The following is a 25647-nucleotide window of genomic DNA, read 5'->3' as shown; positions in this document are numbered from 1 at the left end:
TTTATTGAAACATTTAAAACATGATGAAAATTTCGGGGATTATTATCCTCCACCCAGTATACCGAGCAGGAAGACCTCATCCCCCTCGTGGAGTATCGTGCTGACACCTGCATTCTTCTTGTTGACCATGTAGGTGACACTCCTGAAGTTATCCCTGCTGGTTCCGGGTGAATCGTCAATCAGGCTTTGAATCAGCGCATCAATGGTAGAGTCTTCAGGAAGGATGACAGTCCTTCTGATATTGGTCATCCCACCTAAAGGGACCCCTATGTACTTCATCTCAATGCGCATTTCATCATCTCCGTATCTTTACATGCCGTTTATTGCATCATCGACTGCCTTCTGAAGAAGCTCTATGAATTTGGGAAATGGCGTGTTCTGGAAGGAGAGGAGTCTCTGCGATTCCTCGGTATCGTACCAGTCACCGTAAATGGGCTTCTCTGGATACTCAGCATCCTCAGCAGGAACATCAAGTACTGCCAGGAACTTCTCAACAAACTCGCTTCCTCTCATCTGCCAGGTCTTTCCACCTGAAACTATGAGAACCTTGTTGGCTGATTCCTCGTTCTCGACTGCGCCTATAAGGGCACTTACCACATCGCCTCTATAGACGAATTCCACCCTCTGGTCTGCAATGAAAGGCCATGATGGAGGATCCATGAGGGCTGCAAGTACAACACCTGCTACCCTTAGTATAGTATAGTTAATACCTGATTCAAACACGTACTTTTCTGCTGCAACTTTAGATTCGCTGTAGAAGGTGTTGGGCTTCTGCAATGTAGTCGGCTTCACAGGAGGTTCATCCATTGTGCTGTCACCATATGAAGCGACGGTGGAAGAGAAAATGAGCCTTGCCTTGCTTCCGTCAGCCTTTATCGCATCCACAAGGTTGGAGGTACCCTTTACGTTGACTGCAAAAGTCTTGTCCCTGTTTCTCTCACTTACAGGCGGAAGAAGTGCTGCAAGATGTACAACCATATCCATTCCCCTGACTGCTTCGCCTATTGAAGCTGGGTCTGTGATATCGCCCTTGATCCCTTCAATTCCATACTCTTCCAGTCCATCATAATTAGCATTCGGTATGTCATAAGCGTATACCTTGAAGCCTTTCTTTGAGAGGGCTATGGAGAGCTCCTTGCCCATGCTTCCAGCACCGCCAGTTATAAGCAGTTTCTTCAATATGAATCCCACCTTTGCTGCTTGGTTTTGTAATTAATTTTTAGGCCGCCCAGGATTTAGCTGGGCGGCCTGGAGTGTTTAGTAGAAATCCTTGGCTACAAAGTCCAGACCGAGGTTCTCGTAGCTTCTCTTGCTTGGGATTCCAGTCTCTGGGTCCCATCCTGCAAATGCGAAGAAGTTAGCTGAAAGCCTGTCAACGTCTATATCTACTCCCGCAAGTGGTCCAGCTGTCTGTGGAGGCTTTCCGACTGCCCTGTCGGTAATTGTCATGTCGGCAAGTCTCTTTCCTTCCCTGAGATTGAAGCTGTGTCTGAGATCAAGGATCCTTAATCCTGTTGACATCTGGTCCTGTGACTTGAATGAATTTCCGGTTATTGCCTCGAGATACTCAGCCTCTGCTCCCTGTACTCCTGAGAACATCAAGAACAGACAGAAACCAGCTGCGTTGTTGATCTCCTGGCCGGTAGTGAGTGTGACATCCAGGAATCCAGTGGACCTGTAGTCATACTTGTCGCCGAGTGGTACTCCTGATGCCTGTGCGAGTCCCAGTCCGCCCTTTACGTGCCTTCCTGGGGTTGGGTCAAACTTGTAGGTTCTCGCAAAGCCAGGTGCAAGTTTAGGATCATGCATCGGAAGCTCTATTCCTGACGCTGTCTGAAGGTATTCTGCACCCTTTCCAAAATGTTTTGCAGCATATGCCGATCCATTTGCAAGTACTGCTCCAACGCCTTCGCAGTCTGCTATCTTCTGGGTCAGGGCAACTATAGCCGCTCCATCTCCCCACTTGAGGTCTATACCGTCCAGCTCTTCTTTTGACAGGACGCCCTCATTGTAGCATTCCATTGCCCAGGCTACAGTCATTCCGGCTGATATTGTATCAAGCCCGTACCTGTTGCAGATCTCATTGCACTTGAATATCGAATCCATTTCCGAATTAAGGAGTGTCGATCCGAATGCGGCAAGAGTCTCATACTCAGGTCTCTCTGTTGGACCAAGAGGCCATCTGCCGTCATTTACTTCATACTCTGCTCCACAGCCCATAGGACAGTTGGCGCATGCATATTTCTTTGTCTTATAGGTTTTGTCAAAAGTAGGGGTTGCTACCTTTCCTGCAGCCTCTTCTCCATAATCCACAATACCGACTCCGCCCCAGTTCTTGACAGGGGAATCTCCGTTAAGTGCAGACGCACCAGTACCGACTCCTGTTCCATATTCTCCGAAGCCCTGTGCCGGCGGACTCTCTTTTAGGGCTGCTGTGACCTTCCTGTTTATGGCATTTACCTTTTCAGGAGAGAATACAGGTGTTTCCTTGGTTCCATAAGCTACTATCGCCTTGAGCTTCTTGGATCCCATTACCGCACCGCCGCCGCCTCTTCCAGGGGCCCTGTGTCCGTCATTTATCGGGCAGGAGATGTATGCCATCTTTTCACCAGATGGACCTATGGCGACTACTCTCGCCTTTGGCTGACCGGTAGCTTCCTTGAGAGCTTCCCAGGTCTCCTTGGCATCCATTCCCCATATTGCAGAAGCATCCTTTAGCTCAGCCTTGCCTTCATTGACATAGAGGTAAACAGGAGTCGGGGATATTCCCTTTATGAACACAGCATCAAAGCCGGCCTTCTTAAGCTCTGGTCCGAAGTAGCCACCTGAGTTCGCATCATTCCACCCGCCTGTGACAGGGGATTTGCAAACCAGAGTGTATCTTCCGCCGAACATTGCCTTCGATCCGTTAGCCGGTCCTGTTATGAATCCGAGAATACTCTCGGGACCGAGCGGATCTGCGCCCTTTGGCATTTCCTCGTAAAGTACCTTAGCTCCGATTCCATAGCCGCCTATGTACTTGTCGGTTATGTCCTTAGTAAGTTCCCTTTCTTCAATGGCACCGGTAGTAAGATCTACAAACAGCATCTTACCCATGTATCCATATAACATGTCTCAATTCCCCCCTCATATTAAAGTTAGTGCTGCGATCATCCTACTCTTCATCAAGTATTGATATTTCGTCTATCTTTCCCTTTGGCTTGATATGAAGCTCTGCGAATGAGAGTCTTGGCAGGTCGTAGAAATACTCACCAGGCTCGTAGTTTCCGCTTCTCAGTGCTTCCTTGTTGACCTTTCCGTATACGTTGTCCGGAGTGTATGGCGGGAACCAGAAATCAGTCTCTTCAGCTGGCTCTGATTCAACAAGTACATACTCTGTCGATCCGATTCCGTTGTACTCTCCTGCGTTACACTGAGCCCACTGGCTGATCTTGGCTACGCTGGATACGTTTGTGAACCTTTCAGTTCCAGGGTCGCCGAAACCAAATTCGTCTGCTTTCGATTCAGGAAGTGCTGCCCTGGCCTCTGAAGCTTCTATACATGCAAGGTCTATTGCAACAGGATCCTTTGATGCAAATACTCCGATATTGGAAACAAGTGGCCTGTCATGGAAGTTTACGCAATCACACCATGGAGAAATATCCATTGCATAATTGACGAAGAGGAACTTATCCTTGCCTATGGCGTGGATATAGCCTGATGCTGCATCTGCAATTGTAGGAGCCCATGTAGCTGTAATTTCTGGCTTGAGTGCCAGAAGTCCTGCAAAGAGGGCGGAACTGAAGCAGCCTGCGCACTTACCGCATTTCTCGTTATGGAAGTAGAACACTCCATCCTTCCATTCGAAGGCATCAAATGGACATCCCTCGACAGCCCTGTCGACTAGGTTAGGATGAGGTGCCTGTGCTAGCTGTTGTGCAGCTGCCTGGTTAGGACCCATTGCCTGGAGTCCATATACAGGATGGTTCAAGAAATGCGTCGATATCTTTCCTCTCTTGGAGCCCATGCCGATACCTACATTCTTGAGAGCTCCGCCATATACTCCCATGGGGTGTCCCTTGAAGTGGGTGACTACTATGCATGCATCAAGTTCAAGCAGCTTCTTGCCCATGAAGGTGTGCTTCATGTATACGCCGTGAGGGATCTCAACCTGAACGTCGTCAAATCCGTAGTCTCCGTCGCAGATCCATATCGGACAGCCCAAAGCCTCTTCTGTGAAGCCATGTCTTGCAATCGCTCTTAGATGGTCCGCCTTGATACCTCTTGAGGTATAGTCTCCAAAGGTTATCGTGTTGCAGTCGACGATGACGGGATTTCCACCAAGTTTCTTGACCTCCTCAACGATTGCTCCTACCCACTGAGGCCTGAGGTTAAGGGAGTTTCCATACTCACCCATGTGGATCTTGATGCCAACTGTGTCGCCTTCTTTGAAAAGTGTCTTGATTCCGGCGTCCCTGAGCAGCTTGACAGCCTTGAAAGGAGTGCTCTCCTGCAGGCTGTTGGCCCTGTCGTTCATAAAGTATACTTTCGATGCCAATTTACTTCCCCCTTTTCATATTTCTTATTTATTAGAGATCATCAAGTCATAACAGATGCTTTGGTGGCAATGACCTTTGCAAGTGATTCGAGCTTGTAGTTGAGGCTTGCGGCTCCGTCAAGCGACTCTGACTTACCCATGGCTTCATTCAATGCAACTGCAGCATTCAGACATCCCTGAGCAAGGTCGGTACCTTCCTTTGATCTCAGCCATACCTTGTTCCTGCACTTTTTCGCCCACTCAACAGAACCAGTAATGGTTTCGAGAAGCTCTGCATAATGTTCCTCTGGATAGCTTTCCTTGAATCCCTCCAATGATTCGAGAGTACCCTTGACCAACTTGTAGGTCTCGTCGATGATTTCGCGTCCGTCACTCATTTTCATTCCTCCCCTTTACCCTGTATATGCGCACTCACTGAAGCTTGCCTGAAGTTCCTTCTCATCCGGCAGACCCTCACCGATAACAACAACAACACTCTTGCGCTCCTCTCCGTCTTCCCACTTCCTGTCAGCCTTCGAATGGAAGGTTTTCCTTACAGCCTGGAATTCAAATCTGTCTTCAAAGCCCTGAAAATTGAAGAATCCTTTGCTTCTAAGCATCTTAGTCCCATCCTTCATGAAGAGGCTCTGAAGCCAGTTGTTTACCTTCTCCTTGTCCATGGGTCTTGTTTCAGTCAGGGCTATTGTCCTTATGTCATCCATTCCAAATGCTCTCCTTCCTTCCTTTACTCTGACGTATACTTCATCAAGCTGTTCATGAAGCCCAATGTCAGTTACCATTTTCGGATCGACCTCTCCGAATTTCGCACGTACTATCCTCGCCATCATGTTCATACCCCTGATGCGTTCTTCAAGCTTGTCGACTTCAGCTTCATCAGCCAGGTCGGTCTTGTTTATGATCACTACATCCGCCAGTGCTGCCTGTTCCCTTGCAATCCTGTATTCATCAAGGTCCAGGCCTCCGTATTCGGCGCTTACTATAGCTATGTAGCTTCCCAGCCTGTAGTTTTTTGAGACGTCTCCCAGGAAGAATAGCTGAACCAGGTCCTCGGGCTTGTCCAATCCGCTGCTTTCCATGAGGACCGAATCAAAGGTCTTGCCGTACCTTTCATACAGGGTGTCAAGGAATCCGTAAAGCATCAGCTGAGGGTCATGATGCATGGAAACCCCTGGGAACACATGGACTCTGTCCTTTGGAAGATGAACAAGCATGTCATCGATGGAAATCGATCCGAATTCCCTGACAATGACATCAACCCTTGTGTCATTTGATGCCTTGATCAGATGGTTTACATGTGTAGTCTTGCCTGAGCCTAAGAACCCCCCGATTACTGTTACAGGAACCTTTGGTCCCTTGCTCGTCGGTCCTTCCTTGTCATCCTTGTGGATATGCTCGTGCATTCTTCCCATAGTGTCGTTTGAATGCAGATGTTTGGTATGACTATGGTCATGTAAATGACTTTTGTCATGTGAATGACCTTGGTCATGGTTATGTCCCTGATGATTGTGCGAGTGCTCCATGAGTACCTCCTGACGTCATGAGATAGAATATTCCGATAATTCTTTGCGTGATTAAAAAGTCTTACCGAACGTGTTCAACATAATCGTAATACTAAAAAACATACTTGTAAACGATTGCTAAATCGATAACAAATATAAAACAGAGCAGTTTATATATACAAAATAAATAGATGTTGCGATTCTATGAAGAGGATCCTTCATAAATATGAGTCTGTAATGGCTTAACCAAGCCGTCATGCCGTTTTAAAGCAGACAAAAAGCCTGAAACTGCTTGGTTCTTTGAAGAAATCAAGCAGTTTCAGGCTTTTATGGCATTATAAACGTACAGAAATTTGTTCCAATAAGAAACAAAAATACCTGTTCACTTTACAATAAATTCATATTCTTAACTATAATGTTACAGCTTTTTTCATCAATTCTGAAATAGCCTGCTTAATTTTAACAAAGGCTGCTTCAGGGTCATATATTCCGGTAACGGACTGCTCAAGCGGACATTTTCCGTCATTTGTCCTGTTTATGATGTATGGGACTGTCTCCAGGGCTTCAATGGTAACTCCATGAACTCCTGCAGCATCGAGTGCTTCCTCGCTGACAAGAGGAGTATATATGTTTTTAATACCCAGCTTAACTGCCATCAGGAGAGCTGCCTTTCCAATCACCTTGTCCACAAGGACAAGGCTTCCGGATCTTTCTTCCAGTGGCTTTTCCATGAATGCAATCAGGGGCTTTACCCCGATTCCAACATGTGTAAAAATTATCTCGTCGTTCCTTAGTATGATGCATGCGGCACCATGCTGTTCAAGCAGCTCCTTAGCCAGCCCTGCGTTCACTGTACGCTACACCTGCCTTTTCAAGGGATATTACAAGGAATGGAATCAGTATGAGCTGTATTGCTATTCCTGGTATCCCGTTCACTATCGCTCCTGTCATGTAGACAATAGGAGAAAGCTTAAGACCGAGAAGAGGCTGCAGGGTGAATACGGTCAATGCAAGAGCTGCTCGTCCTGTGAGCATTGCGAGGATAAGAGATACGAATACGTTCTGATGCAGCTTCTTGTAGAAGAAGCCTGCAGCAAGTCCATAGACTGTAACCTCGACCAGCATGAAGTAAAGTACAGGTGGCTGAGGCATGCCTGTGAGAAGCGAGCTGAGGATTACAGTAGCAAATCCTGCGATTGCAGCATACCTGCCACCTATGATGAAGCCTGCCAGCAGCACAGGAATGTGCATCGGTAAAAATACAGGACCGGTTCCCCCGAACAGATGGAATACCTGCGGTACCAGGATTCCAAGTGCTATGAACAGAGCTGACAGGGTCAGTGATTTCGTGTTTGTTCTCATTTTGTTCCTCCTAAAAATAAATAACGCCACAGAAGGCTACAGTGCCTTCGTGGCGTCGTAATGTCTCAGAAGTTCGTCTACTGAGAAGTCCAATAATTCGTTGATATTTAGGTTTCTGGTTCCCGGTATCTCAACATTGCACCTGTTGAGTGGGATAAGTATCTTCAGCGCCGGACTGTTGCCGATCGCCAGTGCCATTGCCGGAGTGATCTCGCCCATGATCGAGTTTGGTATCACGATGGCCATCGGTCCCATTATCGCATCCACTTTTGGAGCGTTGACCAGAACAGCGTTTTCACCAGTCGCACCGACATCTGCCCCGGACCTCTTCATGCCCGCGGTAGCCATTGAATTCGTTCCAAGGGCTATTATCTCGAATTTGTCAGGATGCAGCTTCTTTATTCTCTCGATTATGCTCTTTCCGATTCCTCCGCCCTGTCCGTCGATGATTGCCACTCTCAATGTCATCACACCTATCCTTGGGCTTTAGTGATTGATAAAATACTTAACAACCTTTTCAAGATTCATTATAAATAAAACATCATGGTGTGTCAATTATGTTATTATTTACCACAGGCATGATAAAATTAGGTAAACTAATCTGAATGCTGAAATCTAAACTGGAGGTATCTTATGGGAGCTGCATATTTTGACTGCACATGCGGAATAAGCGGGAATATGGTGACGGGAGCATTCCTTGATATGGGTATGCCGGTTGAGTATCTTGAAGATAGGATCATAAGGGTACTTCCTGAGTGGAGCTTTGGTCTTGAGATTGAAACACTCTCACTTGCCGCTGGGACTGCCACTTATTTTAATACCACAGTATCTGAAGAAACGGAAAAAAAGCTTGGAGTGAGGACCTCAGGAGAGGTAATTGAGATGATTCTCGGGAGCGGACTCGAGGAACCAATAATAAAACAAACGTCCAGAATTTTCGAAAGCATGGTAAAGGCAAAGGCCAGAGCTCATGGCTGTTCCGAATCTTCGCTTAAATACAAAGGGGAATCACTTGTAGATACTTTGATAGATATCATTGGAGCGGTTTCAGGACTTGAATATTTTGGCATCGGCAGTGTTATCTCCACACCTATTCAGGTCGGGTCAGGGAAGATAAGGCTCTGGAAGGGTGACATGGACATACCCGCACCGATGACCAGGATACTGCTTGAAGGGGCGCCCTATTATTCCACAGGAATGACCGGTGAGATGGCTACTCCAACTGGAGCAGCGATAATTACAAATATTGCTGAAAGGTTCGGTTTTGAAAGAGAACTGTCAGTCAATAGAGCCGGGTACGGAGCAGCGACTGTCGATTCTGGTCCTTCCGGTATACTGAAGGTCTATCTCTAGATGGAGGGTTTTCAATGAAAGACATAGTGGTGCTTGCACCTATAGAAGACATATATGACAAGGCTGTGAACCTTGTAAAAGAAAGGAACTACAGCAATGTTGAAGTCATCCTGGGAAACATGGGTGAAGGGCTTATGATTGCAAGAGAGCTTGTAAAGAACGGGGTGAAGATAATAGTCACCAGAGGTGGAACATACAAGCTTATTCAGACTGACCTTTCAATACCGGTGGTGGAAATCAAGGTTAGCGCGTTCGATGTGCTTGAAAGCTTCGACAGGATTGGTGACAAAGACGAGATTGTGGGAGTTGCAGGATATACGAATGTCGTCTATGGCTTCGACATACTGAAGAAGCTGATTCCAAACAAGGTTGTTAAGGTCGAGATCACCAGTGAAGGGGACATCCACAGCATAATCGAGGGTTACAAGAACAAGGGGATAAAGACATACATCGGCGACGCCAACATAATAAGGATAGCCGAGGGCTTAAGCTGCAAGGGTATAGTCATCCATTCACAGAAGGAGTCTATACTTTCAGCAATACAGGAGGCAAGAAGGATACTGAAGGCTACAAAGGACGAGCTGTTCAGGGCTGAGCAGGTATCCACAATGGCTGACTTCGTTAGGGACGGTATAGTTGCAATAGATTCAAAAGAGCTTGTCACAGTATTCAACAGGACAGCTGAGAGAATATATGGATTACCGAGCAGGGATGTCATTGGAAGGAAAGTTGATGAGGTCATACCAGGAACTCTGCTCCCGTACACAATGATCACAGGAGATATCCAGACCGGCGAGCTGGCAAGCGTCGGAGATACTAGGATCACATGCAACAGGGCTCCTATTATCGTGAACAACGAGGCTGCCGGGGCTGTTGCCACCTTCCAGGAAATTGCAGAGCTCCAGAGCCTTGAACAGAAGGTCAGAAGGAGCCTTGATGACAACGGATTTACGGCAAGATACCATTTTTCAGACATCATCTGCCAGAGCAGGGCGATGAAGGAATGCATCGAAATAGCCAGGGAGTATTCGAAGTATGATACACCTGTCCATGTGTGCGGTGAATCAGGAGTCGGAAAAGAACTGTTCTGCCAGAGCATGCACAATGAAGGCACCAGAAAAAACGGTCCATTTGTTGCTGTCAACTGTGCAGCCATTCCTCCAAGCCTCATCGAGAGTGAATTCTTTGGTTATGAGGAGGGATCGTTCACCGGTGCGAGAAAGAAGGGTAAACCTGGAGTTTTCGAGCTTGCACATAACGGCACACTGTTTCTTGATGAGATCAGTGAAATCCCGCTGGAGCTTCAGGGAAGGCTTCTAAGAGTGCTTCAGGAGAAGCAGGTGATGCGTATCGGCGGAGGTAAACTCATTCCGGTTGATGTGAAGATAATCACGGCGTCCAACAAGTATCTGAAGAGGATGGTAGATAATGAGCAGTTCAGGAAGGACCTTTTCTTCAGGATAAATGTGCTGACCTTAAGGCTTCCTCCTCTTTCCAAGAGGAAGGAGGACATCCCGGTCCTTGCAGAGCACTTCATCAGAAAATATGCTAAGGTGTATGGAAAGAAGCCTCTTGAGATAAATCAGAAGATAAAAGGGATCCTGATGAACAGGAGCTACGAGGGAAATATCAGGGAGCTTGAAAATATAGTTGAGAGAAGCGTTATACTCGGCTCCTTCGACTATCTGAAGGATGAGGTCATTTCTCCAGGCTCAGTAAAGCCGGAAAAGGGCACAGTACAATCAGGTGACCCTATTCTTGAAATAGCCATGAAAGGCATGGACCTAAAGACTCTTGAGGAAAGATACATAGAAAAGGTGCTGGAGTCCTCCTCCGGAAATTTGGGGGAAGCTGCTAAAATACTCGGAATAAACAGGACCACACTCTGGAGGAAGATCAAAAACGAAGAGAACTAGGAATGTGTTATGATGCATTTGGCAACAGCTGTTGCAAGATGCATCATTTATTTTGCGATATGCAACGGATTTGGCAGGTCTGAAAATGGCGGATTCCTAAAAGGTAAAGCATTTCAAGGGCTTTAACAGTTGGCACGCTAATTGCTAATATATTATCGAACTGATCAATAATAAATTTTCAGGAGGTCAACATGCAAATACTAAAGACAGTAAGAAGGATCCCCGGAGGACTCATGGTAGTTCCGCTGCTCTTGGGAGCTGCAATCAACACGTTCTTCCCTAGTCTGCTCACTATAGGTGGTTTCACTACACACCTGTTCAAGACGGGAGCACTTCCGATACTCGCTGTATTCCTTTTCTGCAACGGAGCACAGATCAATGCCAAGCAGGCGGGAGCTCCACTTGCCAAGGGTATAGCACTGACATTAACAAAATTTGTAATAGGTGCAGTATTGGGAGTCCTTATAAACACAGTTTTCGGTCCTGCAGGAGTGCTTGCAATTTCGCCGCTCGCATTCGTTGCTGCTATAACCAACTCCAATGGAGGACTGTATGCAGCGCTTGCGGGTGAATATGGTGATTCCACTGACGTAGGAGCAATCTCCATACTTTCTCTGAATGACGGACCTTTTTTCACAATGCTTGCATTCGGAATCACAGGGATAGCGACAGTTCCTATAATAGCACTGGTAGCTACGATAGTTCCTATCCTCATAGGATTCATACTTGGAAACCTTGATGAAGAGCTCAGGCTATTCCTTGACAAGGGAACCACGATACTAATACCTTTCTTTGCATTCCCGCTGGGAGCTGCACTAAACTTCGGGCAGATAATCCAGGCAGGACTTCCTGGAATTGTACTTGGAGTTGCTTGTACACTTATCACAGGAATCGGTGGTTACTTTACCATGAAGCTTCTCAAGGCAAAGCACCCTCAGGTAGGTGTTGCAATAGGGACCACTGCAGGGAATGCGGTAGCTACACCTGCAGCGCTTGCTGCAGTTGACCCGAGCCTTGCAGCAATATCAGCACAGGCGACAGTACAGATAGCTGCTGCCATAATAGTAACAGCGATACTGTGCCCGATGTTCGTGAACTACATGGACAAGAGGGAGAAGGCCAAGATAGCAGAGAAGGCTCAGGCTGCATAGGATTCCATTAAGGAGGATTTATCAATGACGAACATAAAATTGCCTTATGGCCAGGGATATCTTGAAGCAGAGATACCTGATGACAGGATAGCCGGAATACTTGTTTCCGACATGCATCACTACAAGCCCGCTGAAACTCAGGTGGAGATTGTAAGGAAGGCCATGGAGAATCCGATCGGTACGCCAAGGCTCAGGGAAATTGCAAAGGGAAAGAAAAAGGTTGTCGTGATAGCAAGCGACCATACAAGGCCTGTGCCAAGCAAGGTCATAATGCCTTTGATGCTTGAAGAGATAAGGAAATGTAATCCTGATGCAGACATAACCATACTGATATCAACAGGATGCCATAGAGGAACTACAGAGGCTGAGCTCCTTTCAAAGTTCGGTCCTGAGATAATGGCTTCTGAGAAGATATATGTCCATGACTGCGACGATGAGAGCATGCTCGTAAACATAGGGACACTTCCTTCAGGTGGAGAGCTTATAATCAACAAGCTCGCAGTCGAGGCTGACCTCCTTGTTTCAGAAGGTTTTATTGAACCGCACTTCTTCGCAGGCTACTCAGGCGGAAGGAAGAGCGTGCTTCCTGGTATAGCGAGCAGGAAGACTGTCATGTTCAACCATAACGCAACCTTCATAGACAGCGACAGGTCAAGGACAGGTATTGTCGACGGTAACCCAATACACAGGGACATGCTGTATGCAGCAAGGGCAGCAAGGCTCGACTTCATTGTCAATGTAGTTATAAACTCAGACAAGGAAGCCATATTTGCTGTAGCAGGAGACTGCGACCTGGCTCACATTGAAGGAAGGAATTTCCTAAACAGCCAGTGCAAGGTATCAAGGATCCCAGCAGACATAGCGGTAACCACGAATGCCGGATATCCTCTGGACCAGAACATATATCAGGCTGTAAAGGGCATGACAGCCGCAGAAGCGACGCTTAATGAAGGCGGAGTGATCATCATCGCGGCAAAGTCGAATGACGGTCACGGCGGTGAAGGCTTCTATAAGTCCTTCAGCGAGGAGCAGGACGTCGAGAGGATGATGGCTGAATTCCTTGCGACGCCAAGCGAGGATACCATACCCGACCAGTGGCAGTCGCAGATATTCGCAAGGATACTCAAGAACTACAAGGTCGTATACGTATCTGAAGCGCCTGACAACATTGTGGAGGACCTGCACATGATTCCGGCGCATTCTATCGAAGAGGCCATAAAGAAGGCAGACGAGATTCTCGGAAAATCTGATGCGAAAATCACAGTAATTCCTGACGGAGTATCAGTCATCGTATTATAATGATATAGGAGCCTTGGGCAAAGCCCAAAGGCTCCTAAGCAACATACAAGGGGGATAACATGAAGAAAGTAGTACTCATACCGGATTCATTCAAAGGTACGTTAAGCTCATCAAAGATTTGTGAGATCATCGGGGGAAGGGTAGAAGAGCATTTTCCGGGCTGTGAAGTGGTTTCGATACCAGTAGCTGACGGAGGAGAGGGAAGCGTTGACTGTTTCCTTACAGCACTTGGAGGCGAGAAGGTTCACCTTACAGTCAAGAATCCATATTTCGAGGATATGGAATCATTCTACGGAATCATAGACGAAGGAAAGACAGCCGTCATAGAAATGGCAGCATGCGCAGGTCTTCCGCTTGTTGAAGACAGACGCGACCCTAAAAAGACCACAACCTACGGAGTAGGCCAGCTCATACTTGATGCCGCCAAGCGTGGCGTAAGCAAGATAGTTGTAGGACTCGGCGGAAGCAGCACGAATGACGGAGGCTGCGGAGCAGCAGCTGCCATAGGTGTAAACTTCTATAACGAGAAGGGTGAGAAGTTCATACCCACAGGCGGAACAACCCATGAAATCTCAAGGATAGACCTTTCTGAAAAGACCAGGGAGCTTGACGGAATAGAGATAGTAACAATGTGCGATATTGACAACCCTATGTACGGAAAGACAGGAGCGGCCCATGTATTCGGACCGCAGAAGGGTGCTGATCCCGAAATGGTCCTGTTCCTCGATGAAGGAATAAAGCATCTGGCAGAAGTCATAGGCAAGGATCTGGGAATGGACCTTTCAGTTGTTCCGGGAACCGGAGCAGCAGGAGCAATGGGAGCAGGAATGATTGCATTCTTCAGCTCGAAGCTCCAGATGGGAATCGAGACTGTGCTTGACACTGTAAACTTCAGCGAGGTAATCGAGGGAGCCGATGCCATATTCACCGGTGAGGGAAAGATTGATTTCCAGAGCCTTAGAGGCAAGGTTGTCATCGGAGTAGCACGAAGAGCAAAGAAAAAAGGTGTTCCAGTGATCGTCGTTGCCGGCGGAGCCGACAATGACATCGAAGAAGCCTATGAAGTTGGTGTATCCGCAATATTCACAATAAACAGGCTGCCTGAGGCATTCGAGACAAGCAGGTATAAGAGTGTGGAGAATCTCACGTTCACTGTGGACAACATTTTGAGGCTTGCAAAGTCACTTAAGGCATAACTCCAATATTCAAGTAATTGAAGAAAGGCTGGAAATCCGAATTTGGATATCCAGCCTCTTTTTTTGCTGCATTATTCGCTTTCCTAAATCTACAATGGCTCATGAAATGGAAGGAGCCGCCCTGAATAATCAGGTCGGCTCCCCTCCAACAGTGAAATAAGAGGTTTATTTGTAGTTGGCAATCAATAATTTGTGCGGTTCAGGTATGCATCTCAAAAAGAGTATACAGCCTTACGCTGCAAAGCTATTTCTTGGCCTTAGCCTTTGCGGCATCTGATATTATCAGCTCGGCGCCAGTTGCGGCCTGAACCTCTTCGATGGTGAATTCCGGATTGATGTCGTCAAGCACGAGTCCTGCAGGCGTAACCTTTATGACAGCCATTTCAGTGATTATCTCGTTGACCTGCGCAGCCGCAGTAAGAGGTAGCGTGCACTGCTTCAGTATCTTGTGAGCACCCTTCTGGGTATGCTCCATAGCTACTACAACCTTCTTGGCTCCTACTACAAGGTCCATTGCTCCGCCCATTCCAGGTATCATCTTGCCTGGTATCATCCAGTTTGCAAGGTTACCCTTCTCATCAACCTGAAGAGCACCGAGAACAGTCATGTTAACATGGCCTCCCCTGATGATTCCGAATGAGGTGGCTGAGTCGAAGAATGATCCATGAGGAAGTATTGTAACAGGCATTCCGCCAGCATTGAATACTGAAGGATCTTCCTTGCCTGCCTCTGGTGCAGGGCCTAGTCCCAGGAAGCCGTTCTCTGACTGGAAAGTTACAGAGATTCCTTCTGGAACGAAGTTAGCGACTGCAGTGGGAAGACCGATTCCGAGGTTGACAACGTCTCCGTCCTTGAGCTCCTGTGCCACTCTCTTGGCTATGAAATTTTTGATTTCGTTCTTATCCATTAGTTCTTCCCTCCGTTGACGATGTATGTCACGAATATTCCAGGAGTCTTTACATCGTTCTGGTTGATCTCACCAATCTCAACGACTTCGCCGACTTCTGCGATGGTGATGTCTGCTGCTGTTGCCATTAATGGATTGAAGTTGCTCTTGGAGCCTGCATACACAAGATTACCGAACTTGTCAGCCTTCTCAGCATATACGAGTGCAACATCAGCCTTGAGGGGAAGCTCAAGGAGATATTCCATTCCATTGATTACCATCTTTTCCTTGCCTTCCTCGACTATTGTCCCTACTCCGGTTGGTGTGAGGAATCCGCCAAGGCCTGCACCTGCAGATCTGATTCTCTCTGCCAGGGTTCCCTGTGGAACCAGGTCGACTTCCATTTCATTGGCTATCATCTGTCTTCCTGTCTCAGGATTTGTTCCTATATGGCTTACGATTACCTTCTTGAACTGCTTTGTTACAACGAGCTTTCCTACACCCTTGTCTACAAAGGCGGTGTCGTTGCAGATGAGTGTGAGGTCCTTTACTCCTTTGGCTACGAGAGCATCGATAAGCTTCTCAGGCGATCCGCCTCCGAGGAAACCTCCAACCATTATTACGGAGCCGTCCTTGACATGGCTGATTGCCTCTTCTATGGTGACTATCTTGTTCATCAATATTCCTCCTGTAACCTATTTGGAAACTATGACAGCAGTTCCCTGTCCGCCGCCTATGCAAAGCGTAGCAAGTCCTGTCTTGGCATCTTCTCTCTTTGCCATCTCGTGTATCAGAGTGACAAGTATCCTTGCTCCTGATGCTCCGATAGGATGACCAAGCGCAATTGCTCCGCCGTTTACATTTGTCTTCTCAGGGTCAAGCTCGAGGTCATGCATTACTGACATAGCCTGAGCTGCAAAAGCTTCATTGGCTTCGATGAGGTCGAGGTCTGCAACTGTCATTCCGCCCTTTGCAAGAGCCTTTCTGACTGCAGGAATTGGTCCTGTTCCCATTATCTTAGGGTCTACTCCTGCTGAAGCATATGACTTGATTGTTACAAGAGCTTTCAGTCCGAGTTCATCTGCCTTTTCCTTGCTCATTATTACAAGTGCTGCAGCTCCGTCATTTATTCCTGATGATGAAGCGGCTGTGACTGTTCCATCCTTCTTGAATGCTGGCTTGAGCTTTGCAAGTCCTTCAAGGGTAGTTCCGAACTTAGGATATTCGTCTGTGTCTATTACAACTGGGTCGCCCTTTCTCTGAGGGATGACTATTGGAACTATCTCGTCAACAAACCTTCCAGCCTTTATTGCAGCTTCAGCCCTGTTCTGACTTGTTGCTGAGAACTGGTCCTGGCCTTCTCTGGTAAGTCCCCACTGATCAACTATGTTTTCAGCGGTGACGCCCATGTGGTAGCCGTTGAATATGTCTGTCAGACCGTCCTTGACCATGTAGTCCTCTACAGCTGCATCGCCCATCCTCATTCCCCATCTTGAGGTCTTGAGGAGATATGGTGCCTGTGACATGTTCTCGGTTCCACCGGCAACTATTATGTCAGCATCTCCTGCTATGATCGCCTGTGCTGCAAGCGCAACCGCCTTGAGCCCTGATCCGCAGACCTTGTTTACTGTGAATGAAGGAACCTCTATAGGAATTCCAGCATGAATGGATACCTGTCTTGCAACATTCTGCCCAAGACCTGCACCAAGAACGTTTCCGAATATTACTTCTTCGACGAGCTCAGGCTTTACTCCGGCCTTTTCAAGAGCACCCTTTACCGCTGCTGTTCCTAAGGCTACTGCAGAAACTTCCTTGAACTTCCCACCGAAAGCTCCGAGTGGAGTCCTTACGGCACTTACGATTACTACTTCTCTCATTTATTAAACCTCCTATAACTTTTGGTTTCACTTATGTAATAGCAAAATCCGTGCCAACGGGTCTGAATTTTTTCGAAACTCTGTAAAGCATTGACCTTGGCGGGTTTAGGGAGACTCAAGAGAATTGTTCGCCATAATCTGCAAATTGGGTTTTGTGTATCCAATTAGGTACACTTTGTGGTATGATGATTTTGACACAGTGCTAAAACCCAATAAAATGAATGAAAACGTTGTGATTTATGCATTTTGCAATTGTATCCAAATGGCTACATTTGTCAGATTACTGTATAATTTCAGGTACACTGACCTTTAGCCATTAATGAATAGAAGTCAGTAAAATCAATGAAAAGCGGGTTTGTTACCTAAAAGTTTACTAAATGTTAATATTATATCAATGGAGGCAGAGATGGCTACTGAGTATTTGGATAAAATCGACGAGGAGGAACGCAGGCAGCTTGAACTCCTGAAGGAAAGCCTGGTAATGCTGGAGGATATCCTTACATATGCATATGAGGGATATGTCCTTGTGGACAAAGAGGGCAGGATAGTGAAGATCAACTATGAGAAGCTGCTCGGTATCAAGGAGGAAGATGCTGTCGGAAAGGATGTCAGAGATGTTCTGGAAAATACCAGGATGCATATAGTTGTAAAGACAGGAGAGAAGGAACTGAGGGATGTCCAGAGACTCCAGGGTCACGATATGATCACTAACAGGATACCCATAATAAAGCATGGAAAGGTAATCGGCGCCGTAGGAACAGTTCTCTTCAAGGATATCAGCGAGGTGAAGGAGCTTGCACACCAGCTGCTAGACCTACAATCGAAGATAAACAAGTACAAGGGTGAGATTGAAAGGATAGAGGGAACCAGGTTTTCCTTTAATACTATAAATACAGTCAATCCGAAGATGCTGTACCTGAAGAAGGTAGGGGAGATGGCAGCGGAGTCAAACTCGACGGTTCTGATTACAGGTGAAAGCGGAACAGGAAAGGAAGTGTTCGCACACGCGATACACAGCGCCAGCTACAGGAAGAACGGACCGTTTGTACCCATAAACTGTTCAGCCATTCCAAAGGAGCTTCTGGAATCAGAGCTTTTCGGATATGAGGAGGGAGCATTCTCAGGAGCAAAGAAGAAGGGTAAGCTGGGTAAGTTCCATATTGCTGAAGGCGGAACGATATTTCTGGATGAGATTGGAACCATGCCTCTTGATATGCAGGTAAAGCTCCTGAGGGTCCTTGAAGCAAGGGAGTTCGAGCCTGTGGGAGGAAACAAGACCATATCGCTTGACGCAAGGATAATTGCAGCAACAAATGAAAACCTTGAGGAGAACGTCAGGAGCGGCAAGTTTAGGAAGGATCTCTATTACAGGCTCAACGTGGTAACCATAGACATACCGCCTCTCAGAGAAAGGCTTGATGACATTCCAATCCTTGCCGAGGACCTGCTGAGGGGACTCGAGAAGGATTTCAAAATAGGAAGGAAGACCCTTGATGACAAGACGGTCACTCTTCTCATGAACTACAGCTGGCCCGGAAATGTAAGAGAACTTAGGAATGTCCTGGAAAGGGCCTTGACCCTTTCAACCAACAGGGTCATATTCCCCTCAAGCCTGCCTGAAAGGCTCCAGAAGAAAAACAAGGGGCTTGGGCTTCAGGATATTACCCCAATAAGTGAAATAGTTGAGAAGGCGGAGACTGAGGCGATAATAAACGCCATCAAGAAGTCGAACGGAAACAAGACAGAAGCAGCTGAAAAGCTTGGAATACACAGGACAGCCCTTTACAAGAAGATGGCAAAATATAAGATAGAGATGTAGCGGGAAATGGTGATTGGAGGATCAATATGCTTGGACTTGATTTGATGGAACTTGTGATGCTTATGATTGCTGCCATGCTGACAGGTTTTTCGAAGACGGCGGTCTCCGGAGCAACGCTCCCTGCAGTTGCGCTTGTGGCATACAGCTTCGGCGGAAAGCTTTCTGCAGGGATTATGCTTACTATGCTTATGGTCGCGGACCTTTTCGGAGTTTATAACTATGGTAAATATGGCAGGCTAAAGGACCTGCTGAAGGTACTTCCTCCTGCAATTGTTGGAGTCTTCCTTGGTGCTGCAGTCGGAAGCTATCTCAATGATGCACAGTTCAAATTCCTGATAGGAGTGACGGTAATATTCTGCCTTGTGCTTCTCATATACATGGAAACCGTAGGCAGGAATGCGAAGATGCCGAGCAGTGCTCTTTTCCACGGGGCAACAGGGGTAGTCAATGGCTTTGCATCAATGGTTGGAAATGCAGCCAGCCCAATTTTCAGCGTATACATGTTATCCATGGGATTTACTAAGAACAGGTTCATCGGCACCGCAGCCTGGTTCTTCTTTGTAGTAAATATTGTAAAATTCCCCTTCCATGTATTCTTATGGAAGACAATAACACTAGAGACAGCAAGATACACTCTTTATATGATTCCTTTCATAGTCGGAGGTGCAGCCCTCGGAGTGTTCATGATAAAAAGGGTCAGCGAAAAGACCTTCAAGTATATAGTGATTGGAATGACTGCATTGGCATCACTCCGTCTGATGCTTTAGGCAACAGGCTCCGGAAACTATCCGGAGTTTTTTTATTTTCGGAGCACTCAATAGGTTACAAAAACAACTGATTTTCGAGGTTATGGAAGGTTTTAGAACAGCGATTGCCGATGTATGAATCTAATTGAAATAAAAAGTGTATTTTTTGTAAAATATTACACATGTCTCAGTAAATTAACAGACAATTTAAACAATATAAGAATTAAATGTATAAATACTTAAAATTTATTAATTATACATTGGTTTATTGTGGTTAGCTCAATTAATTGCACTTTGAGATATAAACAGGAGTTGTGATAATATGTTTCTGAAAAGCTTTCCGGAATTCTGTAAATGTATGTTAAATTTTGAACAGCTGTTTTGACATTCATTTGTAAAGCATCACGATATCGAAGCATTTGGCTGAAAGGCCGTGCAATATTAGAAATGCAAGGAGGAGAAAAATGTTTAAGAAATTCACCAACGCCTGCGTCGCACTCGTCAACAAGTACCTGCCCGATGCCTTCCTGTTCGCCATCATCCTTACAATCATAACGTTCGTTGCAGGTATCTTCATGACTGGCCAGACTCCACTGGCAATGGTAAACCATTGGGGCAAGGGAGTATGGTCGCTGCTGGCATTCTCAATGCAGATGGTACTCGTCCTGGTACTTGGAAGTGCAATGGCCAAGGCTCCTATCATAAAGAGACTTCTGGTCAAGATAGCTTCAATGGCAAAGAACCCTGCACAGGCAATCCTTATCACAGGATTCGTTTCAACGGTAGCCTGCTTCCTCAATTGGGGATTCGGACTGGTTGTAGGCGCACTTCTTGCCAGAGAGATGGCAAGGGCCGTGAAGGGGCTTGACTACAGGCTTCTTATTGCTACTGCATATTCAGGATTTCTTATCTGGCATGGCGGACTTTCCGGCTCAATACCTCTGACGCTTGCGGGAGGAACACCTGATGCGCTCAAGGCACAGACTGCCGGAGCGGTAACTGCAGCTATACCTACATCGCAGACAATATTCTCGAACTTCAACCTCACGATAGTTATCCTTCTGCTCATAGGAATTCCGTTGGTATGCTATGCGATGATCCCATCGAAGGAAAATACGGTAACCGTGGATCCAAAGCTCCTTGTTGATGCTGAGGTGAAGACCTATGTTATCAAGACTCCTGCAGAAAAGCTTGAGAATTCAAGGATCCTCTGGATACTCACAATTGCACTTTCAAGTGCTTTCATAATTTACACATTTGCAACAAAGGGTTTCAATCTTGACCTGAATCTGGTCAACCTCATATTCCTCACATTGGGCCTTCTGTTCCATGGAAACATAAGGAGATACATCGACGCAATTGAGGATTCAGCAAAATCTTCAGCTGGAATCATACTGCAGTTCCCGTTCTATGCGGGAATCATGGGTATGATGACAGGTGCAAATGCAGCGACAGCAACATCCCTTGCTTCAGTAATATCCAATGCATTTGTAAGCATTTCGACAGTAACAACATTCCCGCTGTTCTCATTCCTCTCTGCTGGAATCGTCAACTTCTTTGTTCCATCAGGCGGCGGACAGTGGGCAGTTCAGGCACCGATCATGATGCCTGCAGGACAGGCTCTTGGAGTAACACCAAATGTCACTGCAATGTCCATAGCCTGGGGTGATGCGTGGACAAACATGATCCAGCCTTTCTGGGCGCTTCCTGCACTTGGAATAGCAGGTTTGTCTGCTAGGGATATCATGGGATATTGTATAATAACTTTACTGCTTGGTGGAGTTGTCATTTGCGGTGTATTCCTGGCATTCCCGCTTTTGGGGCTGATATAGTCAAATAGAAATAAAAAGATACAAGGCCGAAGCTGAAGTCAAAATGACTGAAGCTTCGGCCTTGCACCATATTATCTTGGATTTAGGGATTTCTTCTTGCAATGTCCACAAACCTGAATTTATCGGGGCAATGCCTCGACTGAGTATATTGGAGCAGCGTTCCGTTCTGGAGATAAACTAAAGTGTTGACAACTGCAACCACATCGAAGCCCATCAGGTCAAGATTTCTCTCATCCTCTTCTGTTGCCCGTTCGATCACAATTTCCTTATGAGCATAACCTATCTTCAGGCCCAGCTCATTTTCCAGATATTCGTATATTGAATCCTCGCATATCTCAATAGTAAGGTTCTCGACAATACTCTTCACAAAGTGGTCCTTGTCAAGGATCACCCGTCTTCCATCAATGGTTCTTACCCTTGTGACAGCCCATATTTCAGCGTCGTTTTCAAGACCAAGCTTTTCACGGACATATGGGTTCCCTTTGCACGACTTCAGATTGATTACCTTCGTCGCTGAATTGCCAATCACTTTGCTTGATGACAGCTCCTTGAAGGTAATGAGCCCTGCAACAGGGAATTCAAACCTCGTGAGCTCTGTCACGAATGAGCCTTTTCCACGTATCTTGGTAATAAAGCCGTTCTCAAGCAGTAGCTGCAGGGATTTGCGAACAGTATCCCTGGAGATTCCGTACTCTGCCATCAGTTCATTTTCTGAAGGCAGCTTGTCTCTGGACTTCAGCGTTCCGTCCTTTATCATGGAATGAAGCGTATTATATAGATTGGAGTATTTTGCCATTTCAATCACCAAGAATCATTTTAGCACGAAGGATGCTTATCCTCAACATATAAGGCGAATGACTCATAAGGCCTTATTCTTATAATTTCTCCAACCTTTGCAAGATCATAGTAATTCGAGATGAGGACTGATTCAAATGTGCACTTCCTGAAGTCGATGCTAGTTTCATAAAAGAGCTTATCAAGGTCGAACTCTGTCTCATCATCATAGAAGTTGCTGACAACCAGCATCTTACCGGTACCTTTACACCTTAAATAGCATAGAAGGTGACTGTTTTCCATGTCTGTCATCATGAAGGTCCCGTCTGATATGACCTCATATTGTTTTCTGAGTTCTATGAGCTTTCTGTAGTGGTTGAATATTGAATCAGAGGAAGCAAGGTCAGCTTCGGCGCTAATTCCCGGAACCTTTGCAAATGGCAGCCATGGGACTGATGTAGTAAATCCGTGGCCATCGGAATCATCCCAGAGCATAGGTGTCCTGCCGTTGTCCCTTGATTTCTCCCTGAGGACCTCAAGGATCTCAGCCTCAGCCATTCCTTTAGATTTCAGGATGTCATAGTAATTAATGCTTTCAACGTCCCTGTATTCTGATATGTCGTCAAAGTATGCATTGGGCATTCCGAATTCCTCGCCCTGATAGATATAGGGTGTGCCACGCATCAGATGTATGGATGTTGCAAGCATCTTTGCAGATTCCTTGTGGTACTTGCTGTCGCTTCCGAAACGGGACACAGACCTGGGCTGGTCATGGTTATTATAGAAAAGGGCCATCCAGCCTCCTTCCTTTTCCATACCTGTCTGCCAGTCGTTAAAAATCTTCTTCAGCTCCATGAAGTCGAATTCCTTAAGTGTCCATTTGTCTCCAGCCTCATAATCTACCTTCAGATGATGGAAGTTGAAGACCATGCTGAGCTCTTCTTCAAGAGGATTCGAGTATCTCACACAATTTTCGATGGAGGTTGATGACATCTCACCTACGGTTATCATGTCATGGTGCTTTCCAAAGGTATTCCTTGCCAGTTCCTTGAGATGCTCATGAACCCGTGGACCATCAGTATAGAACCGTCTTCCGTCTCCATTAAGGTCATCTTCCAGTACATCGGGCTTTGAAATAAGGTTGACAACATCGAATCGGAAGCCTACGACTCCCTTTTTGATCCAGAAATTCACCACATCATAAAGCTCTTTCCTCAAATCTTCATTTTCCCAGTTGAGGTCAGCCTGAGTCCTGTCGAACAGGTGAAGATAGTATTCACCTGACTCGCCTGCCATTTCCCATGCGCTGCCTCCGAATTTGGAAATCCAGTTGGTAGGAGGAAGGGCCTCCCGGCCCCTCCTGAATATGTAGTAGTCCTTGTACTTTTTGTCTCCTGCAATTGCCTTCCTGAACCACTCATGATCTGTGGAGGTGTGGTTGAAGACCATATCGAGCATTATGCCCAGTCCTCTTTTTTTTGCCTCACTTATAAGAACCTCCAGGTCCTCCATGGTTCCGAAGGATGGATCTATGCTGTAATAGTCTGCCACATCATAGCCGTTGTCATTCATTGGCGAGACAAAGACAGGCGTCAGCCAGAGACAGTCAGCGCCAAGACGCTTCAGATAGTCCAGCTTCATTGTGATTCCTGCGATGTCACCCTTTCCGTCACCATTTGAGTCCATGAAGGATTTGACGTAAACCTGGTAAATGACCTTGTCCTTTACGCTTTGCATGGCAATTCTCCTTTGTTAAATGATGGTTATCTAAGTGTTATTGTCCTTCCGGCAAGTACGCCCTTCTTCTCGAAGAATATGGTGAGCGTGAATGGGACGACTATTGCGATAAGCATGCATACAGCGAATATCCCCATGTATGGCCCCTGGATTGATAGTATTCCGGGAAGACCTCCAACTCCAATGGAGTTGGCCATGACACCTGTGCTGACAGAAAGGACCGCTGCTATTGCGGAGCCTATCATGGCTGCCAGGAACGGATAGACATACTTGATGTTGATACCAAACATGGCAGGCTCGGTAACACCCATGTAGCAGGATATGGCAGCCGGTATGGATACAGCCTCCTCATCCTTGTTTCCTCTGTGCATATAGATTATTGCAAGAACTGCCGAGCCCTGGGCGATGTTTGAAATTGCAATCATCGGCCATAGGTTGGTTCCACCGAATTCAGACATGAGCTGAAGGTCGATGGCATTGGTCATATGGTGAAGTCCGGTTATTACGAGCGGAGCATATGCAAAGCCGAAAAGACCTGCGAACAGCCATCCGAATGCAGAGGTAAGTCCTGAGTAAACTATGTCAGAAATGAAGCTTCCGATCTTCCATCCGATCGGTCCGAGAACCGTATGGGCAAGGAGCACTGTAGGAACAAGTGCGAAGAACGGAACCAGGATCATCGACAGGTAATCAGGGACGATCTGCTTGACCTTCTTTTCAAGGAACACAAGCGTGAAGCCAGCAAGCATTGCCGGGATTACCTGTGCCTGGTAGCCGATCATGTTTACCTGAGCAAATCCGAAATCCCAGAAAGGTATCTTCGTTGCTCCTGCGACGCCATATGCGTTGAGAAGCTGTGGTGAAACAAGAGTAATACCTAAAACTATGCCGAGTATTTGAGTAGTGCCGAATTTTTTTGCAATGGACCATGTGATGCCTACAGGCAGATAGTGGAATATCGCTTCTCCGATGAGCCACAGGAAGTGGTTTACTCCTGCCCAGAACTGCGATACCGAAGTTATGGTCTTTGTTCCGCCTTCAAGCAGAGGTACTGCATCGATGAGGTTCCTGAATCCGAGTATGAGACCTCCGACTACAAGTGCAGGTATGAGCGGTGCGAATATCTCGGCAAGATTTGCAAGGGTCCTCTGAAGCAGGCTCATGTTTGACTTAGCTTCCTGCTTGACCGCATCCTTGGATACGCCTTCAATTCCGGCTACTGCAGTAAAGTCATTGTAGAAGTTTGCTACGTCGTTGCCGATGATGACCTGGAACTGTCCGGCTTGTGTGAAGCTGCCCTTTACGGTCTTAAGAGCTTCGATACCCTTGATGTCAGCCTTTGGAGGGTCCTTCAGAACGAATCTCAATCTGGTGACGCAGTGGGAAACGGCAGTGATGTTCTCCCTTCCGCCAATTAGTTCAAGCATCCTTTTCGATTCTTCAGTGTACTTTCCCATATTTGACCTCCCTGTATGATGACTTGTACGTACAAGTTTCGATTCCAATATACACCAACTAAAAACTTCCGTCAATACGTTTACATCATCTCTTTTAAAGCAAATTTCCTGGCTAATTTGATAAATTAAATTCCATGATTTAAAAGAGATATCAGTAGAAGTTACCCTGGCAAAGTGGGAAGTGGAAGTTAATCTGACAGAAGGGT

At 46.5% G+C, this 25647-nt stretch carries 23 protein-coding genes; 8 read left to right on the top strand and 15 right to left on the bottom strand.

Annotated features, from left to right (window positions below; all coding sequences use genetic code 11):
• Positions 1 to 42: 42 nt before the first annotated feature.
• From J2Z34_RS07210 to J2Z34_RS07170, 9 genes are all read right to left on the bottom strand, one after another.
• Complete coding sequence (locus J2Z34_RS07210; protein WP_209459195.1) at positions 43 to 291, bottom strand: MoaD/ThiS family protein; 249 nt, start codon at positions 289 to 291, stop codon at positions 43 to 45.
• A gap of 18 nt (positions 292 to 309) precedes the next feature.
• The gene (locus J2Z34_RS07205) at positions 310 to 1179 is read right to left on the bottom strand and encodes an NAD-dependent epimerase/dehydratase family protein (protein ID WP_209459194.1); all 870 of its coding nucleotides are present in this window, start codon (positions 1177 to 1179) and stop codon (positions 310 to 312) included.
• 78 nt (positions 1180 to 1257) lie between these two features.
• Positions 1258 to 3111 carry an aldehyde ferredoxin oxidoreductase family protein gene (locus J2Z34_RS07200; RefSeq protein ID WP_209459193.1) on the bottom strand — a complete coding sequence of 618 codons (1854 nt, stop codon included), beginning with the start codon at positions 3109 to 3111 and terminating at the stop codon, positions 1258 to 1260.
• A gap of 43 nt (positions 3112 to 3154) precedes the next feature.
• The gene (locus J2Z34_RS07195) at positions 3155 to 4537 is read right to left on the bottom strand and encodes a DUF362 domain-containing protein (RefSeq protein ID WP_209459192.1); all 1383 of its coding nucleotides are present in this window, start codon (positions 4535 to 4537) and stop codon (positions 3155 to 3157) included.
• A 41-nt stretch (positions 4538 to 4578) separates the two neighbouring features.
• Positions 4579 to 4914, bottom strand: coding sequence for a hypothetical protein (locus J2Z34_RS07190; RefSeq protein ID WP_209459191.1), 336 nt, complete (start codon positions 4912 to 4914; stop codon positions 4579 to 4581).
• A 15-nt stretch (positions 4915 to 4929) separates the two neighbouring features.
• Positions 4930 to 5946 (bottom strand): CobW family GTP-binding protein, encoded by a 1017-nt coding sequence (locus tag J2Z34_RS07185; RefSeq protein ID WP_209459190.1) that lies wholly within the window; start codon positions 5944 to 5946, stop codon positions 4930 to 4932.
• Between the two features lie 500 nt (positions 5947 to 6446).
• Complete coding sequence (locus J2Z34_RS07180) at positions 6447 to 6887, bottom strand: DUF1893 domain-containing protein (protein ID WP_209459189.1); 441 nt, start codon at positions 6885 to 6887, stop codon at positions 6447 to 6449.
• Positions 6868 to 7398, bottom strand: a complete 531-nt coding sequence (locus J2Z34_RS07175; RefSeq protein WP_209459188.1) for an ECF transporter S component — start codon at positions 7396 to 7398, stop codon at positions 6868 to 6870. Before J2Z34_RS07175 ends, J2Z34_RS07180 begins: the two co-directional genes overlap by 20 nt.
• 36 nt (positions 7399 to 7434) lie before the next feature.
• Positions 7435 to 7866, bottom strand: a complete 432-nt coding sequence (locus tag J2Z34_RS07170) for a DUF3842 family protein (protein ID WP_342453123.1) — start codon at positions 7864 to 7866, stop codon at positions 7435 to 7437.
• Between the two features lie 165 nt (positions 7867 to 8031).
• Between J2Z34_RS07170 and larC the strand changes: the two genes are divergently transcribed.
• From larC to J2Z34_RS07145, 5 genes are all read left to right on the top strand, one after another.
• Positions 8032 to 8751: a nickel pincer cofactor biosynthesis protein LarC gene (gene larC / locus J2Z34_RS07165; RefSeq protein WP_209459187.1), complete on the top strand. Its 720-nt coding sequence runs from the start codon at positions 8032 to 8034 to the stop codon at positions 8749 to 8751.
• A 14-nt stretch (positions 8752 to 8765) separates the two neighbouring features.
• Positions 8766 to 10667, top strand: a complete 1902-nt coding sequence (locus tag J2Z34_RS07160; protein ID WP_209459186.1) for a sigma 54-interacting transcriptional regulator — start codon at positions 8766 to 8768, stop codon at positions 10665 to 10667.
• Between the two features lie 191 nt (positions 10668 to 10858).
• Entirely contained in the window at positions 10859 to 11818 is a 960-nt protein-coding gene (locus J2Z34_RS07155; protein WP_209459185.1) for a 2-keto-3-deoxygluconate permease, read from the top strand.
• A 24-nt stretch (positions 11819 to 11842) separates the two neighbouring features.
• Complete coding sequence (gene larA / locus J2Z34_RS07150; protein ID WP_209459184.1) at positions 11843 to 13117, top strand: nickel-dependent lactate racemase; 1275 nt, start codon at positions 11843 to 11845, stop codon at positions 13115 to 13117.
• Positions 13118 to 13176: 59 nt separating this feature from the next.
• Entirely contained in the window at positions 13177 to 14313 is a 1137-nt protein-coding gene (locus J2Z34_RS07145) for a glycerate kinase family protein (RefSeq protein WP_209459183.1), read from the top strand.
• Between the two features lie 244 nt (positions 14314 to 14557).
• Here the strand turns inward: J2Z34_RS07145 and J2Z34_RS07140 are convergent, their stop codons facing one another.
• The 3 genes from J2Z34_RS07140 to J2Z34_RS07130 are packed head-to-tail and all read right to left on the bottom strand — an operon-like array spanning position 14558 to position 17076.
• Positions 14558 to 15220, bottom strand: coding sequence for a 3-oxoacid CoA-transferase subunit B (locus tag J2Z34_RS07140; RefSeq protein ID WP_209459182.1), 663 nt, complete (start codon positions 15218 to 15220; stop codon positions 14558 to 14560).
• The gene (locus J2Z34_RS07135; RefSeq protein WP_209459181.1) at positions 15220 to 15876 is read right to left on the bottom strand and encodes a CoA transferase subunit A; all 657 of its coding nucleotides are present in this window, start codon (positions 15874 to 15876) and stop codon (positions 15220 to 15222) included. Before J2Z34_RS07135 ends, J2Z34_RS07140 begins: the two co-directional genes overlap by 1 nt.
• Before the next feature lie 18 nt (positions 15877 to 15894).
• A complete protein-coding gene (locus tag J2Z34_RS07130; protein ID WP_209459180.1) occupies positions 15895 to 17076 on the bottom strand; it encodes an acetyl-CoA C-acetyltransferase in 1182 nt (393 codons plus the stop codon).
• Positions 17077 to 17482: 406 nt separating this feature from the next.
• Here J2Z34_RS07130 and J2Z34_RS07125 point away from each other — a divergent pair, with 406 nt between their 5' ends.
• The 3 genes from J2Z34_RS07125 to J2Z34_RS07115 all read left to right on the top strand — a co-directional run bounded on the left by J2Z34_RS07125 (position 17483) and on the right by J2Z34_RS07115 (position 21473).
• Positions 17483 to 18895 carry a sigma-54 interaction domain-containing protein gene (locus tag J2Z34_RS07125; protein ID WP_209459179.1) on the top strand — a complete coding sequence of 471 codons (1413 nt, stop codon included), beginning with the start codon at positions 17483 to 17485 and terminating at the stop codon, positions 18893 to 18895.
• Positions 18896 to 18921: 26 nt separating this feature from the next.
• Positions 18922 to 19662 (top strand): sulfite exporter TauE/SafE family protein, encoded by a 741-nt coding sequence (locus tag J2Z34_RS07120; protein WP_209459178.1) that lies wholly within the window; start codon positions 18922 to 18924, stop codon positions 19660 to 19662.
• A 443-nt stretch (positions 19663 to 20105) separates the two neighbouring features.
• Entirely contained in the window at positions 20106 to 21473 is a 1368-nt protein-coding gene (locus tag J2Z34_RS07115; protein ID WP_209459177.1) for a short-chain fatty acid transporter, read from the top strand.
• Positions 21474 to 21555: 82 nt separating this feature from the next.
• Here the strand turns inward: J2Z34_RS07115 and treR are convergent, their stop codons facing one another.
• Genes treR through treP form a run of 3 tightly spaced genes read right to left on the bottom strand, consistent with a single transcriptional unit; the run spans position 21556 to position 25441 of the window.
• Positions 21556 to 22269 carry a trehalose operon repressor gene (treR, locus tag J2Z34_RS07110; protein WP_209459176.1) on the bottom strand — a complete coding sequence of 238 codons (714 nt, stop codon included), beginning with the start codon at positions 22267 to 22269 and terminating at the stop codon, positions 21556 to 21558.
• A 20-nt stretch (positions 22270 to 22289) separates the two neighbouring features.
• Entirely contained in the window at positions 22290 to 23984 is a 1695-nt protein-coding gene (gene treC / locus J2Z34_RS07105) for an alpha,alpha-phosphotrehalase (protein WP_209459175.1), read from the bottom strand.
• 26 nt (positions 23985 to 24010) lie between these two features.
• Positions 24011 to 25441: a PTS system trehalose-specific EIIBC component gene (gene treP, locus J2Z34_RS07100; protein WP_209459174.1), complete on the bottom strand. Its 1431-nt coding sequence runs from the start codon at positions 25439 to 25441 to the stop codon at positions 24011 to 24013.
• Positions 25442 to 25647 lie beyond the last annotated feature (206 nt).

Source organism: Youngiibacter multivorans (genome assembly GCF_017873395.1).
Taxonomy (GTDB): domain Bacteria; phylum Bacillota; class Clostridia; order Clostridiales; family Clostridiaceae; genus Youngiibacter; species Youngiibacter multivorans.
Note: the sequence above shows the minus strand (reverse complement) of the source record. Positions and strands in the feature narration are given on the sequence as shown.

Bases quoted from the DNA above. Each gene is read 5' to 3' on its own strand.
- J2Z34_RS07210 (WP_209459195.1), bottom strand. From the start codon at position 291: ATGCGCATTGAGATGAAGTACATAGGGGTCCCTTTAGGTGGGATGACC.
- J2Z34_RS07200 (WP_209459193.1), bottom strand. From the start codon at position 3,111: ATGTTATATGGATACATGGGTAAGATGCTGTTTGTAGATCTTACTACC.
- J2Z34_RS07190 (WP_209459191.1), bottom strand. From the start codon at position 4,914: ATGAGTGACGGACGCGAAATCATCGACGAGACCTACAAGTTGGTCAAG.
- J2Z34_RS07185 (WP_209459190.1), bottom strand. From the start codon at position 5,946: ATGGGAAGAATGCACGAGCATATCCACAAGGATGACAAGGAAGGACCG.
- J2Z34_RS07175 (WP_209459188.1), bottom strand. From the start codon at position 7,398: ATGAGAACAAACACGAAATCACTGACCCTGTCAGCTCTGTTCATAGCA.
- J2Z34_RS07170 (WP_342453123.1), bottom strand. From the start codon at position 7,866: ATGACATTGAGAGTGGCAATCATCGACGGACAGGGCGGAGGAATCGGA.
- larC (WP_209459187.1), top strand. From the start codon at position 8,032: ATGGGAGCTGCATATTTTGACTGCACATGCGGAATAAGCGGGAATATG.
- J2Z34_RS07160 (WP_209459186.1), top strand. From the start codon at position 8,766: ATGAAAGACATAGTGGTGCTTGCACCTATAGAAGACATATATGACAAG.
- J2Z34_RS07155 (WP_209459185.1), top strand. From the start codon at position 10,859: ATGCAAATACTAAAGACAGTAAGAAGGATCCCCGGAGGACTCATGGTA.
- larA (WP_209459184.1), top strand. From the start codon at position 11,843: ATGACGAACATAAAATTGCCTTATGGCCAGGGATATCTTGAAGCAGAG.
- J2Z34_RS07145 (WP_209459183.1), top strand. From the start codon at position 13,177: ATGAAGAAAGTAGTACTCATACCGGATTCATTCAAAGGTACGTTAAGC.
- J2Z34_RS07140 (WP_209459182.1), bottom strand. From the start codon at position 15,220: ATGGATAAGAACGAAATCAAAAATTTCATAGCCAAGAGAGTGGCACAG.
- J2Z34_RS07135 (WP_209459181.1), bottom strand. From the start codon at position 15,876: ATGAACAAGATAGTCACCATAGAAGAGGCAATCAGCCATGTCAAGGAC.
- J2Z34_RS07130 (WP_209459180.1), bottom strand. From the start codon at position 17,076: ATGAGAGAAGTAGTAATCGTAAGTGCCGTAAGGACTCCACTCGGAGCT.
- J2Z34_RS07125 (WP_209459179.1), top strand. From the start codon at position 17,483: ATGGCTACTGAGTATTTGGATAAAATCGACGAGGAGGAACGCAGGCAG.
- J2Z34_RS07120 (WP_209459178.1), top strand. From the start codon at position 18,922: ATGCTTGGACTTGATTTGATGGAACTTGTGATGCTTATGATTGCTGCC.
- J2Z34_RS07115 (WP_209459177.1), top strand. From the start codon at position 20,106: ATGTTTAAGAAATTCACCAACGCCTGCGTCGCACTCGTCAACAAGTAC.
- treR (WP_209459176.1), bottom strand. From the start codon at position 22,269: ATGGCAAAATACTCCAATCTATATAATACGCTTCATTCCATGATAAAG.
- treC (WP_209459175.1), bottom strand. From the start codon at position 23,984: ATGCAAAGCGTAAAGGACAAGGTCATTTACCAGGTTTACGTCAAATCC.
- treP (WP_209459174.1), bottom strand. From the start codon at position 25,441: ATGGGAAAGTACACTGAAGAATCGAAAAGGATGCTTGAACTAATTGGC.